Source organism: Pseudomonas rhodesiae (genome assembly GCF_007858255.1).
Lineage (GTDB): Bacteria > Pseudomonadota > Gammaproteobacteria > Pseudomonadales > Pseudomonadaceae > Aquipseudomonas > Aquipseudomonas rhodesiae.
On record NZ_VFEU01000015.1, the window covers coordinates 40570 to 52806 of the forward strand.

Genomic DNA, 12237 nt, shown 5'->3' on the forward strand with positions numbered 1-12237 from the left:
TTCGCCTGAGGTTGGGTCAGCCCTTCATCAGCTGCGCCAGCAACTCGTAGGAATGAATCCGGTCGGCGTGTTCGTACAGGTCGCAGGTGAAGATCAACTCGTCCGCGCCGGTCTGTTCGATCAGCACCTCAAGTTTGGCGCGGATCTTCGCCGGGCTGCCCACCATGGCCAGGCCGAGGAAACTGCCGACTGCGTCCTTTTCATGGGGCAACCACAGGCCGTCCATGGTTTTCACTGGTGGGCGCTGCACCAGGCTCTGGCCGCGCATCAAGGCGAGGATGCGCTGGTAGACAGACGTCGCCAGGTAATCGGCCTGCTCGTCGGTATCGGCCGCCACCAGCGGAATGCCCAACATTACGTAGGGTTTGTCCAACACGGCTGAAGGCTTGAAGTGGTTGCGGTACACGCGAATCGCTTCGTGCATAAGGCGCGGTGCGAAATGGGAGGCGAAGGCGTAAGGCAAACCGCGCTCGCCGGCCAGTTGCGCACTGAACAGGCTCGAACCCAGCAGCCACACCGGTACGTTGGTGCCGGTGCCGGGTACGGCGATGACCCTTTGATCTGGCGTGCGCGGGCCCAGGTAAGCCATCAGTTCGGCCACGTCTTCGGGGAAGTCATCGGCGCTGCCCGAGCGCTCACGGCGCAGGGCGCGGGCGGTCATCTGGTCGGAGCCAGGTGCACGGCCCAGGCCCAGGTCAATGCGCCCGGGATACAGGCTTTCGAGGGTGCCAAACTGCTCCGCGATCACCAGCGGCGCGTGGTTGGGCAGCATCACACCGCCGGAGCCGACGCGAATCGTCGAGGTACCGCCGGCCAGATAGCCGAGCAATACTGAAGTGGCCGAGCTGGCGATGCCGTCCATGTTGTGATGTTCAGCCACCCAGAAGCGGTTGTAGCCGAATTTTTCCAGGTGCTGAGCCAGGTCCAGGGAATTGCGCAAGGACTGCGCCGGGCTGCCATTGGCCCGCACGGGCACCAGGTCGAGGGCGGAAAACTTAATGTCGGACAGCGATTTCATAAGCCTGCTTCTCCAGTAGGGGCGCAGGCTTCTTAAGACGAACCAAAACCTGCCGCTTCATGTGCATGTTCTATGCAATGAGGGCATATACCCGAGATTCAATAGCGCGCGTAAAAAATCCTACGTAATTGCTGGGTTTTTCCTATGACTGAACTTTGCCAGAGCTTCTATCCTCAGAACCTTACTGAAGCAAAACCACCGTTCGAGGAGAAAGCTATGAGTATCGTTAAAAAGGCATCCGCGCATTGGGAAGGTGATCTGAAGACAGGTGTGGGCTCCATTTCCACCGAAACCGGCGTACTGCGTGACGCGCCTTACGGCTTCAAGGCCCGTTTTGAAGGCGGCAAAGGCACCAACCCGGAAGAACTGATCGGCGCGGCCCACGCCGGCTGTTTCTCCATGGCGTTTTCCATGATTCTGGGCGATGCCGGCCTCAAGGCTGACAGTATCGACACCCAGGCAAACGTGACCTTGGACCAGGTCGACGGTGGCTTTGCGATCACCGCCGTGCACCTGACGCTCAAGGCCAAGATCCCAGGCGCCAGCCAGGCCCAGTTCGATGAACTGAGCAAAAAGGCCAAGGAAGGTTGCCCGGTATCCAAGGTGTTGAATGCAACCATCACCCTGGATGGCACGCTCGTAAACTGACACAAGGTCCATCGTGGGAGGGCGTAAGCTGCCTCCCACGCTGTTCTGCGTTAAATCAGAACTCCCGTTTCACACCTGTGGTCCTATACCCTATGCAGCCTAGTCGCACACTCGTGCGCAATGCATTCAGGGAGCTTCAACATGAAACGTTTTGCCTTGGCGATCATCTGCGGTGTGTTGGCCACATCGGCCGTGGCCGCTCCAAAAGATTGTGAAGAACTCAGGAAAGAGATCGAAGTGAAGATCCAGGCCAAGGCGATTCCGTCCTACACCTTGGAGATCATCACCGCCGAAGAAGCCAAGAACCACGACAGCGCCATGATCGTCGGTAGCTGCGAAAACGGCACCAAACGCATCATCTACCAGAAAAACAACGACTGATTAGAGGCAGTTCACACTGCGCTCCTCTGCCAGCAACTGACGGGCCGAGTCGTAGAGCCGGATGTTGGGCGTGAAGGCCAGCGAGCGACCTTCGAGCAGGTAGCGCTGGCCGGCCTGGAAGTGGTCGTACTGCAACGTCATAAAGCAGGTTCGGTACATCATCTGGCTGAGGCCACCCAGGCCGCCACCCGCCGGCACCTCAAAATCAAAACGCACCATCAGCTCATGGGCGCCGGGCGGCATTTGGAAGTAGCGCCCGTCGTCGAGATTCTTGCCGTCCAGACGCTGTGCCATCACCAGCTTCGCCCCCGGAGTGGGCGTGATGAAATCGACCCATGCCTGTTTTGGATCGGCCGACGGCACCGGCGTTGTGGTGCAGGCACTCAGAAGTAAGGCAGCGGCGGCAAACAGCAATGGGCGCATGGCACAGTCTCTATGCAGGATGAGGTTTGAGTATAAACACCTCAGGCCGTGGAAAAATTCCCGGCAGGCACGCTAGTCTGGCGCGCACATTACCCAGGAGCAGTCGGAATATGGTCAGGCGTTTTGTTGTTGCGGCGTTGACTGTGCTGCTGAGCGGTTGTTCCAGTGTCACTTACTACAGCCAATTGGCGAGCGGTCAATGGCAGTTATTGCGAGCCCGCGAGCCCGTGGCCCAAGTCATTGCCGACCCGACGCGCCCGCAAGTGCTGCGCGAACACCTGGCACAAGCGCAGAAGGCACGCACCTTCGCCAGCGACCATCTGCACTTGCCCGACAACCTGAGTTACAGGCTGTACGCGGACATCGGTCGTCCCTATGTGGTCTGGAATGTCTTTGCCACGCAGGAGTTTTCTCTGACGCCTCAGACCCATTGCTTTCCCATTGCCGGCTGCGTGGCCTATCGCGGTTATTACAACCAGGGCGCCGCACGCGGCGAGGCGGCAGTGTTGAAACTGCAAGGCATGGATGTGGCGATCGGCGGCGTGGAGGCTTATTCCACCCTGGGGTGGTTCGACGACCCGATCATGAACTCGATGATGAACTGGGGCGATGAGCGGCTGGCCACGTTGATCTTCCATGAGTTGGCTCACCAGCGTTTCTATGTAAAAGACGACACGGAGTTCAACGAGTCGTTTGCCAGTTTCGTCGAGCAAGAAGGCACGCGCCAATGGCGTGCAGCGAGGGGGCTGGGGCCGATCAGCGATACCCAGGCGCGGCAGCGCGAGCAATTTATCCGCTTGATCCTCGACACCCGCCAACGCCTGGAAAAACTTTACGCACAACCCTTGGCCCCGGAGGTGATGCGCCAGGCCAAGGCGGCGCAGTTCGAACAACTGCGCCACGACTATCGACAACTGCGCGACACCCAGTGGGCGGGCGACAAACGCTATGACGCCTGGATCAATCAGCCGATGAATAACGCCCGGCTGCTGCCGTTTGGGCTGTATGACCAATGGGTGCCGGCATTTGCGGCGTTGTTTGCCCAGCAAGGTGGGGATTGGCTGAAATTCTACGCCGCAGTGGAAAAGATGGGCGAGATGCCGCCGATGCAGCGCAAGGCTGCGTTAAGGCAGTTGGAGGGTGTGGGCCTGTAGAGCCTCATCGGGGGCAAGCCCCCTCCCACCTTTTTACGCTGCACAGCTTGCCCCCGATGACGATTTTTAAGGCCGCTGCAAAAACGCCCCGTGCATCGCGGCCAATGTCTCGAAATGCCAGGTCGGCGCTTCGGCATTCAATTCTTCAAAGCTGCCAAATCCATACCCCACCGCCGCCGAATCCAGCCCATTGCTACGGGCGCCGATCAGGTCGTGCTTGCGATCGCCAATCATCAGGGTGTTGGCCGGGTCCAGGCCCTCTTCTTTGATCAGGTGGGCAATCAGCTCGACCTTATTTGTGCGGGTACCGTCGAGCTCGCTGCCGTAAATCACCTTGAAGTGCTTGGCAAAGTCGAAATGCCGCGCAATCTCCCGGGCAAATTCCCACGGCTTGGAGGTGGCGATGTACAGCTGGCGGCCTTGGCTGTTGAGTGCCTCCAGCAACGGCATCACCCCGTCGAACACGCGGTTTTCGTACAGCCCGGTGACCTTGAAGCGCTCGCGATAGAAATTCACCGCGTCCCAGGCCTTGGCTTCATCGAAGTCATAGAACTGCATAAAGGCTTGTAGCAACGGCGGGCCAATGAAGTGTTCCAGGCGGGTCAGGTCCGGTTCATCGATGCCCAACTTGGCGAGGGCGTACTGGATCGAGCGGGTGATGCCTTCGCGCGGGTCGGTGAGGGTGCCGTCCAGGTCGAACAGCACGGTGGAGTAATGCAGGGTCATCGGTCGAATCCTTCCGCCAGGTGCAGGTCTTTAAGCTTCACGTAGTTCGCCGCGCTGTAGGTGAAAAAGGCGCGTTCCTTGTCAGTCAGCGCACGGATTTGTTTCACCGGGCTGCCCACATACAAAAAACCGCTTTCCAGCGTCTTGCCCGGCGGCACCAGGCTGCCGGCGCCGATGATCACGTCATCTTCCACCACTGCGCCGTCCATCACGATGCTGCCCATGCCGATCAGGATACGGCTGCCCACCGTACAACCGTGCAGCATGACCTTGTGGGCGATGGTCACATCGTCGCCGATCAGCAGCGGGAAACCGTCGGGGTTGAAGGGCCCGGCGTGGGTGATGTGCAGCACGCAGCCATCTTGGATGCTGGTGCGCGCGCCGATCCGGATGCGATGCATGTCGCCGCGAATCACGGTCAGCGGCCATACGGAGCTGTCGGGGCCGATTTCGACATCGCCGATCACCACCGCCGAAATATCGACAAACGCCCCGGTGCCCAGGGTTGGCGTGTGGTTCTGATAGGTGCGAAGGGTCACGATAGCCTCTCTCTCTTTTGCTGATAGCTGCGGTGGGCATTGATTGTAATTAAGATGGCCCCATCTTTGTTCTTACATGTTTCTCCAGCCAAGGTACCCACCGTGAGCGCGAACAACCCTCTTTTGCAGCCCTACGACCTGCCGCCGTTCTCGGCGATCCGTGCCGAGCACGTTCAGCCGGCCATTGAACAGATCCTCGCCGACAACCGCGTTGCCATCGAAGGCATCCTGCAAAGCCAGGGGAAAAATCCGACATGGACCGGCCTGGTCCTGGCCATGGATGAACTCAATGATCGCCTGGGCGCGGCCTGGAGCCCGGTGAGCCACCTCAACGCCGTGTGTAACAGCGCCGAATTGCGTGAAGCCTACGAGGCGTGCCTGCCGGCACTGAGTGCTTATTCCACCGAAATGGGCCAGAACCGCGAGTTGTTCCAGGCCTTCGAAGCCTTGGCCAATAGCCCGGAAGCCGCTGGCTTCGACGTGGCGCAAAAAACTATCCTGGAACACTCCCTGCGCGACTTCCGCCTGTCGGGTATCGATTTGCCGCCCGAGCAGCAAAAACGTTATGCCGAAGTGCAAAGCAAACTCTCCGAGCTGGGCAGCAAGTTTTCCAACCAACTGCTCGACGCCACGCAGGCTTGGACCAAGCACGTCACCGATGAAGCCACCCTCGCCGGCCTGACTGACTCGGCCAAGGCGCAGATGGCCGCCGCCGCCCAGGCCAAGGGCCTCGAAGGTTGGCTGATCACCCTGGAGTTCCCTAGCTACTACGCGGTGATGACCTACGCCCAGGACCGCGCCCTGCGTGAGGAAATCTACGCAGCCTACTGCACCCGTGCGTCGGACCAAGGCCCGAATGCCGGTCAGAACGATAACGGCCCGGTGATGGAACAGATTCTCGACCTGCGTCAGGAACTGGCCAGCCTGCTGGGCTACGCCTCGTTCTCCGAACTGAGCCTGGCCACCAAAATGGCCGAGTCCAGCGACCAAGTGCTGAGCTTCCTACGTGACCTGGCCAAGCGCAGTAAGCCGTTTGCCGCTCAGGACCTGGAGCAGCTCAGGGCCTACGCCGCCGAACAGGGCTGTGCCGATTTGCAAAGCTGGGACAGCGGTTACTACGGCGAAAAACTGCGCGAGCAGCGCTACAGCGTGTCCCAGGAAGCCCTGCGCGCCTACTTCCCGATCGACAAAGTGCTGAGCGGCCTGTTCGCCATCGTGCAGCGCCTGTATGGCATTGAGATCGCCGAGCAAAAGGGTTTCGACACCTGGCACCCGGACGTTCGCCTGTTCGAAATCAAGGAAAACGGCCAGCACGTCGGACGCTTCTTTTTCGACCTGTACGCCCGCGCCAATAAGCGCGGCGGTGCCTGGATGGACGGCGCGCGCGACCGTCGTCGCACCATCGATGGCGTGCTGCAAAGCCCGGTGGCCAACCTGGTGTGCAACTTCACCCCGGCCGACAGCGGCAAGCCTGCTCTGCTGACCCACGATGAAGTCACCACGTTGTTCCACGAATTCGGTCACGGCCTGCACCACCTGCTGACCCGTGTCGACCACGCTGGTGTCTCCGGGATCAACGGTGTGGCATGGGATGCGGTGGAGTTGCCGAGCCAGTTCATGGAGAACTGGTGCTGGGAGCCGGAAGGTCTGGCGCTGATCTCCGGCCACTATGAAACCGGCGAGCCGCTGCCCCAGGACCTGCTGGAAAAAATGCTCGCGGCGAAGAACTTCCAATCCGGCCTGATGATGGTGCGCCAGCTGGAGTTCTCGCTGTTCGACTTCGAACTGCATGCTACTCATGGCGATGGTCGTAGCGTGGCGCAGGTGCTTGAAGGCGTACGCGACGAGGTTTCGGTCATGCGTCCGCCGGCCTACAACCGGTTCCCCAACAGCTTTGCGCACATCTTCGCCGGTGGTTACGCGGCAGGGTACTACAGCTACAAATGGGCCGAAGTGCTGTCGGCGGATGCCTTCTCAAAGTTCGAAGAAGAGGGCGTGCTCAATGCTGAAACCGGCCGTGCGTTCCGTGATGCGATCCTGGCGCGTGGCGGTTCCCAGGCACCGATGGTGCTGTTCGTCGATTTCCGCGGCCGCGAGCCTTCCATTGACGCTCTCTTGCGTCACAGCGGCTTGAGCGAGGACGCAGCAGCATGAGCCAAGGACCTGTAATCACCAAAAAGCAATTTATCGCCGGGGCTGTGTGCCCGGCGTGCAGCGAGCCGGACAAGCTGAAAATGTGGACGGAGGACAACGTGCCCCATCGCGAATGCGTGGCCTGCGGCTATACCGACACGCTCAATGACCAAGGCTTGTCGGTGCCCAAGGAACTGGGTACGCGGGTCAATACCTCGGCGCTGAAAGTGCCGGATCCGAAGGTGCAGGCGGTGCAGTTCTTTCCGAACCCAAAGCTGAAAAAAGACTGAAGAAACCTCCCTCAATCCTGTAGGAGCGGGGGGGCTCGCAAAGAGCCTCAAGACAATGCGGTCATTCACGTGGCTGCATTGTCTTGATCTCGTCCGCCCCTACTGCATCTGCTCCCTGATTGTTTGAGGTGGAGATCCAATCCTTCATCGAACACAGTGCAAACGCGCTGGTGCTGCAATCTCCGTTTGCCAAGGCTGTGCGCAATTTGTCGACATCGGCCCGCATCATGTAGCGAACGCCATCTTTGAACCCATTACTGGTGCCAAATCCACCCAGGGTCATTTCGTTCAGCGCGTCTTCTTTGCTCCACCCTTGAATCACCACCCGGTACATCGCCGCCATCAAGCCCGTACGGTCCGAACCATGCTTGCAGTGCATCAGCACCGGGCCGCTGTTCTCTGCTTGCTGAATGGCGCGTAGCGCCGCCAGTACGTCTGAATCATCAACGTGATTGGTGCGATAAGTCAGTTGCACTTGTTTGATATCGACTGTTTTAAGCCAACTGGCGTCGGATTCCGGTAGGAAATTGATCACCGTGCCGATCTTCAGCTTTTCCAACAATGGCAGCGCGCCGCTATCCGGTAAGCCACTGCGGTACAACGTGGGGGTCATCTGGTGCAAGTTGTAGTGGGTATCAATCGGTTGGGCCCATTCGGGTGAGCGCACGGAAGTGATGATCTCATCGGCCTGCACGGGGGTAGGGGCGGACAGGCTGACGAGCGTGAGGCAGAGAGCCGCAAATAAGGCGTGTTTCAACATGGTCGACGTAACCGGAAGGAGCTGGCGAATGGCTCTCAGATTGGGTGACGTCGGGTCAATGCCGTGTGAGTCGGTCGTCAAAGAAGCGTGATTTGGCGGGCTTTGTGGCCGGCGATTTTCAGCTGAATCGATTTTCCTCGATGCTTAGCCTGCTATCATTCGTAACTATTCATGTCAGCTGTGTTCTATCTCTCTGAAACAGTTGGATCCAATTGCCCTGTAGACGCTCAAGCCGCTCGCCAGAAGCGGCTGTTCAATCCGTGACCACATGATGAGGTGCTCCATGTCTGATCAAGATCAAGACAACCCCCGGCGTGACTTTTTACGCAAATCCTTGACCTTGATCCCGGTGGTCACGGTTGCCAGTACCGGCCTGGGTGGTTCGATGCTGATGGCCACGCCTGAGCCGGCACAGGCCAGCGCGGCCAAGCCAGCGGTTAGCGAAAAAGCCTACGAACCCAGCTACTTCACGGCTGAGGAATGGGCGTTCATCCAGGCTGCCGTCGCGCGCTTGATCCCTGCCGATGCCCAAGGTCCCGGCGCCCTTGAAGCGGGTGCGCCGGAGTACATCGACCGTCAGATGAACACGCCCTATGCCAGTGGGGCGTTGTGGTACATGCAGGGGCCATTCAACGCCGATGCCGCCCCAGAGATGGGCTGGCAGAGCAAGTTGGTGCCCAAAGAGATTTATCGCCTGGGCATTGCCGCGACCGATACCTGGTCGAAGGCATTCAATGGCAAAGCCTTTGCCGCTCAAGACAGCGCTACCCAGGACGATATGCTGCGTCGCCTTGAAGCTGGCGGCGGCGAGGTGTCCGCCCATTTCGAGGCGGTGCCGGCGAAGATGTTCTTCAACCTGTTACTGCAGAACACCAAAGAAGGTTTTTTCTGCGACCCGATTCACGGGGGCAATAAAGGCATGGTCGGCTGGACCCTGATCGGTTTCCCCGGCGCGCGCGCCGACTTTATGGATTGGGTGGAACGCAACGAGCAATACCCCTTCCCGGCAGTTTCCATCCGCGGCGAGAGGGCATAAGCGTGGCGACCATCATGAAGAAAGTCGATGCAGTGATCGTAGGTTTTGGCTGGACCGGTGCGATCATGGCCAAGGAGCTGACGGAAGCGGGCCTGAACGTGGTTGCGCTGGAGCGCGGCCCGATGCAGGACACCTACCCCGACGGCAACTATCCCCAGGTCATCGACGAACTGACCTACAGCGTGCGTAAAAAACTCTTCCAGGACATTTCCAAAGAGACCGTAACCATTCGCCATAGTGTGAATGACGTGGCCTTGCCCAATCGGCAGCTCGGTGCATTCTTGCCCGGTAATGGCGTGGGCGGTGCGGGCTTGCACTGGTCGGGCGTGCATTTTCGCGTCGACCCTATTGAGCTGCGCATGCGCAGCCACTACGAAGAGCGCTACGGCAAGCACTTCATACCCAAGGACATGACCATCCAGGACTTCGGCGTCAGCTATGAAGAGCTTGAGCCGTTCTTCGACTATGCGGAAAAAGTCTTCGGCACCTCCGGCCAGGCCTGGACCGTCAAAGGTCAATTGGTGGGCGAAGGGCGCGGCGGCAACCCTTATGCGCCGGACCGCTCAAACCCGTTCCCCCTGCAAGCGCAGAAAAATACCGTCTCTGCACAGCTGTTTCAGAAAGCCGCCACAGAGGTAGGTTACAAGCCCTACAACCTGCCGTCGGCCAACACTTCGGGGCCTTATACCAACCCCTACGGTGCGCAAATGGGGCCGTGCAACTTCTGCGGTTTCTGCAGTGGCTACGTGTGCTACATGTACTCCAAGGCGTCGCCTAACGTGAACATCCTGCCGGCCCTGCGTCAGGTGCCGAATTTCGAACTGCGGCCCAATTCCCACGTACTCAAGGTCAATCTCGACAGTACCAAGAGCAAGGCCACCGGCGTGACCTACATCGACGGCCAGGGTCGCGAGTGCGAGCAGCCGGCGGACTTGGTGATTCTTGGCGCGTTCCAGTTCCACAACGTGCGTTTGATGCTGTTGTCGGGTATCGGCAAGCCTTACGACCCGATCAGCGGCGAAGGCGTGGTGGGCAAGAACTTCGCTTACCAGAACATGGCCACCATCAAAGCGTTCTTTGACAAGGACACCCACACCAACAATTTCATCGGTGCCGGCGGCAACGGCGTGGCCATCGATGACTTCAACGCCGACAACTTCGACCACGGCCCCCACGGCTTTGTGGGCGGTTCGCCAATGTGGGTCAACCAGGCCGGCAGCCGACCAATTGCAGGTACGTCCAACCCGCCGGGCACCCCAGCCTGGGGCAGTGCGTGGAAGCGCGCCACCGCCGATTACTACACCCATCAGGTGTCAATGGATGCCCACGGCGCTCATCAATCCTACCGGGGCAACTACCTGGATCTAGACCCGGTATACCGCGATGCCTACGGCCTGCCACTGCTGCGGATGACATTCGACTGGCAGGAAAACGACATCAAAATGAACCGCTTCATGGTCGAGAAAATGGGCAAGGTGGCGCAGGCCATGAACCCCAAGGCGATCGCTTTGCTGGGCAAGAAGGTCGGTGAGCACTTCAATACCGCGTCCTACCAGACCACCCACCTCAACGGTGGCGCGATCATGGGCACCGATCCGAAAACCAGCGCGGTCAACCGCTACCTGCAGTCCTGGGATGTGCACAATGTGTTTGTCCCAGGCGCATCCGCTTTCCCACAAGGCTTGGGTTACAACCCTACCGGCCTGGTGGCGGCGCTGACCTACTGGTCGGCCCGAGCGATCCGCGAGCAGTACCTGAAAAACCCCGGCCCACTGGTTCAGGCATAAGGAGCGATGACCATGAAAGCATTTGTTATCGCGACCTTGGCGCTGCTCAGCAGTTGCTCGATCAGCGCCGCTGAAACCGACCTGATCAAGCAAGGCGAGTACCTGGCCCGCGCCGGTGACTGCGTGGCCTGCCACACCGCCAAGGGCGGCAAACCTTTTGCCGGTGGCCTGCCGATGGAAACCCCCATCGGTGTGATCTATTCCACCAACATCACCCCGGACAAGACCGGCCTGGGTGATTACAGCTTTGAGGACTTCGACAAGGCCGTACGCCATGGCGTCGCCAAAAGCGGTAGTACGCTTTACCCAGCCATGCCCTATCCGTCTTACGCTCGTGTCAGCGAAAGCGATATGCAGGCGTTGTACGCGTATTTCATGAAAGGCGTCGAACCGGTCGCCCAAGCGAACAAGGACAGCGATATTCCCTGGCCCTTGAGCATGCGCTGGCCGTTGACGGCGTGGCGCTGGATGTTTGCGCCGGCCGTTGAGGATTATCAGGCTGCAGCGGGGGCCGACCCGGTGATCAGTCGCGGCGCCTATCTGGTGGAGGGCCTTGGCCACTGTGGCGCATGCCATACGCCGCGCGCCCTGACCATGCAGGAAAAAGCCCTGAGTGCTCAGGACGGCAGCGCGTTCCTGTCCGGCAGTGCGCCGTTGGAAGGTTGGATCGCCAAAAGCCTGCGCGGCGACCACAAGGACGGGCTCGGCAGCTGGAGCGAAGAGCAACTGGTGCAATTCCTCAAAACCGGTCGCAGTGACCGCAGCGCGGTGTTTGGCGGCATGAGCGATGTGGTCGTGCATAGCATGCAATACCTGTCGCAAGACGACCTGACCGCTATCGCCCGGTACCTCAAGAGTCTACCGGCGGTGGATCCCAAGGATCAGCCGCACCAGTACGACAAGCAGGTGGCGCAAGCCCTGTGGAAAGGCGACGACAGCCAGCGGGGTGCGTCGGTGTATATCGACAACTGCGCGGCCTGCCACCGTACCGACGGGCATGGTTATACGCGGGTGTTCCCGGCGTTGGCGGGCAACCCTGTGTTGCAGACGGCGGATGCGACGTCGCTGATCAACATCGTGTTGAACGGCGGCACATTACCGGCCACCCACTCGGCACCGTCCACCTTCACCATGCCGGCGTTCGCCTGGCGTCTGTCGGACCAGGAAGTGGCGGATGTGGTGAGCTTTATCCGCGGCAGTTGGGGCAACCAAGGTGGGCCAGTCAAGGCCAGCGACGTGGCGGACCTGCGCAAAGACGACATGCGCACCACCTCCGGCGATGACCTGGGGCAAGTGACGAAAAAGCACTGATCTTGCATTGACCGCCAAACGGCACTGGTCA

At 59.8% G+C, this 12237-nt stretch carries 13 protein-coding genes; 8 read left to right on the forward strand and 5 right to left on the reverse strand.

Annotation, left to right across the window (positions count from 1 at the left end; genetic code table 11):
• Positions 1 to 16 precede the first annotated feature (16 nt).
• Positions 17 to 1018 carry an LLM class flavin-dependent oxidoreductase gene (locus FIV35_RS19975; protein ID WP_034111111.1) on the reverse strand — a complete coding sequence of 334 codons (1002 nt, stop codon included), beginning with the start codon at positions 1016 to 1018 and terminating at the stop codon, positions 17 to 19.
• Between the two features lie 216 nt (positions 1019 to 1234).
• On the opposite strand from FIV35_RS19975, the gene FIV35_RS19980 reads away from it, so the two are divergent.
• Positions 1235 to 1666 carry an OsmC family protein gene (locus FIV35_RS19980; RefSeq protein WP_034136333.1) on the forward strand — a complete coding sequence of 144 codons (432 nt, stop codon included), beginning with the start codon at positions 1235 to 1237 and terminating at the stop codon, positions 1664 to 1666.
• Between the two features lie 141 nt (positions 1667 to 1807).
• Complete coding sequence (locus FIV35_RS19985) at positions 1808 to 2047, forward strand: DUF1161 domain-containing protein (RefSeq protein WP_016969660.1); 240 nt, start codon at positions 1808 to 1810, stop codon at positions 2045 to 2047.
• Here FIV35_RS19985 and FIV35_RS19990 read toward each other — a convergent pair whose 3' ends face one another.
• Complete coding sequence (locus FIV35_RS19990) at positions 2048 to 2470, reverse strand: PA0061/PA0062 family lipoprotein (RefSeq protein WP_034136334.1); 423 nt, start codon at positions 2468 to 2470, stop codon at positions 2048 to 2050.
• Between the two features lie 110 nt (positions 2471 to 2580).
• Between FIV35_RS19990 and FIV35_RS19995 the strand changes: the two genes are divergently transcribed.
• Positions 2581 to 3624: an aminopeptidase gene (locus tag FIV35_RS19995; protein WP_034136335.1), complete on the forward strand. Its 1044-nt coding sequence runs from the start codon at positions 2581 to 2583 to the stop codon at positions 3622 to 3624.
• Between the two features lie 66 nt (positions 3625 to 3690).
• Here FIV35_RS19995 and FIV35_RS20000 read toward each other — a convergent pair whose 3' ends face one another.
• Together FIV35_RS20000 and FIV35_RS20005 are read right to left on the reverse strand one after the other, a co-directional pair.
• Positions 3691 to 4350 (reverse strand): HAD family hydrolase, encoded by a 660-nt coding sequence (locus FIV35_RS20000; protein ID WP_034136336.1) that lies wholly within the window; start codon positions 4348 to 4350, stop codon positions 3691 to 3693.
• The gene (locus FIV35_RS20005; protein WP_034136337.1) at positions 4347 to 4889 is read right to left on the reverse strand and encodes a gamma carbonic anhydrase family protein; all 543 of its coding nucleotides are present in this window, start codon (positions 4887 to 4889) and stop codon (positions 4347 to 4349) included. Before FIV35_RS20005 ends, FIV35_RS20000 begins: the two co-directional genes overlap by 4 nt.
• Before the next feature lie 54 nt (positions 4890 to 4943).
• On the opposite strand from FIV35_RS20005, the gene prlC reads away from it, so the two are divergent.
• Positions 4944 to 7043 carry an oligopeptidase A gene (prlC, locus tag FIV35_RS20010; RefSeq protein WP_173668944.1) on the forward strand — a complete coding sequence of 700 codons (2100 nt, stop codon included), beginning with the start codon at positions 4944 to 4946 and terminating at the stop codon, positions 7041 to 7043.
• Positions 7040 to 7312, forward strand: coding sequence for a YheV family putative zinc ribbon protein (locus FIV35_RS20015; RefSeq protein WP_034101676.1), 273 nt, complete (start codon positions 7040 to 7042; stop codon positions 7310 to 7312). The genes prlC and FIV35_RS20015 overlap by 4 nt, the downstream gene beginning before the upstream one ends.
• Before the next feature lie 61 nt (positions 7313 to 7373).
• Here FIV35_RS20015 and FIV35_RS20020 read toward each other — a convergent pair whose 3' ends face one another.
• Positions 7374 to 8072, reverse strand: a complete 699-nt coding sequence (locus tag FIV35_RS20020) for a dual specificity protein phosphatase family protein (RefSeq protein WP_052198892.1) — start codon at positions 8070 to 8072, stop codon at positions 7374 to 7376.
• 283 nt (positions 8073 to 8355) lie between these two features.
• Here FIV35_RS20020 and FIV35_RS20025 point away from each other — a divergent pair, with 283 nt between their 5' ends.
• Genes FIV35_RS20025 through FIV35_RS20035 form a run of 3 tightly spaced genes read left to right on the forward strand, consistent with a single transcriptional unit; the run spans position 8356 to position 12206 of the window.
• A complete protein-coding gene (locus tag FIV35_RS20025; protein WP_034136339.1) occupies positions 8356 to 9108 on the forward strand; it encodes a gluconate 2-dehydrogenase subunit 3 family protein in 753 nt (250 codons plus the stop codon).
• A gap of 2 nt (positions 9109 to 9110) precedes the next feature.
• A complete protein-coding gene (locus FIV35_RS20030; RefSeq protein WP_034136340.1) occupies positions 9111 to 10895 on the forward strand; it encodes a GMC family oxidoreductase in 1785 nt (594 codons plus the stop codon).
• Between the two features lie 12 nt (positions 10896 to 10907).
• Complete coding sequence (locus FIV35_RS20035; protein ID WP_034136341.1) at positions 10908 to 12206, forward strand: cytochrome c; 1299 nt, start codon at positions 10908 to 10910, stop codon at positions 12204 to 12206.
• Positions 12207 to 12237: the final 31 nt, after the last annotated feature.

What these genes read in the sequence shown, in the direction of transcription:
- FIV35_RS19975 (WP_034111111.1), bottom strand. Translation starts at nt 1,018, where the DNA reads ATGAAATCGCTGTCCGACATTAAGTTTTCCGCCCTCGACCTGGTGCCC.
- FIV35_RS20035 (WP_034136341.1), top strand. Translation starts at nt 10,908, where the DNA reads ATGAAAGCATTTGTTATCGCGACCTTGGCGCTGCTCAGCAGTTGCTCG.
- prlC (WP_173668944.1), top strand. Translation starts at nt 4,944, where the DNA reads ATGGCCCCATCTTTGTTCTTACATGTTTCTCCAGCCAAGGTACCCACC.
- FIV35_RS19980 (WP_034136333.1), top strand. Translation starts at nt 1,235, where the DNA reads ATGAGTATCGTTAAAAAGGCATCCGCGCATTGGGAAGGTGATCTGAAG.
- FIV35_RS19995 (WP_034136335.1), top strand. Translation starts at nt 2,581, where the DNA reads ATGGTCAGGCGTTTTGTTGTTGCGGCGTTGACTGTGCTGCTGAGCGGT.
- FIV35_RS20000 (WP_034136336.1), bottom strand. Translation starts at nt 4,350, where the DNA reads ATGACCCTGCATTACTCCACCGTGCTGTTCGACCTGGACGGCACCCTC.
- FIV35_RS20015 (WP_034101676.1), top strand. Translation starts at nt 7,040, where the DNA reads ATGAGCCAAGGACCTGTAATCACCAAAAAGCAATTTATCGCCGGGGCT.
- FIV35_RS19990 (WP_034136334.1), bottom strand. Translation starts at nt 2,470, where the DNA reads ATGCGCCCATTGCTGTTTGCCGCCGCTGCCTTACTTCTGAGTGCCTGC.
- FIV35_RS20025 (WP_034136339.1), top strand. Translation starts at nt 8,356, where the DNA reads ATGTCTGATCAAGATCAAGACAACCCCCGGCGTGACTTTTTACGCAAA.
- FIV35_RS19985 (WP_016969660.1), top strand. Translation starts at nt 1,808, where the DNA reads ATGAAACGTTTTGCCTTGGCGATCATCTGCGGTGTGTTGGCCACATCG.
- FIV35_RS20020 (WP_052198892.1), bottom strand. Translation starts at nt 8,072, where the DNA reads ATGTTGAAACACGCCTTATTTGCGGCTCTCTGCCTCACGCTCGTCAGC.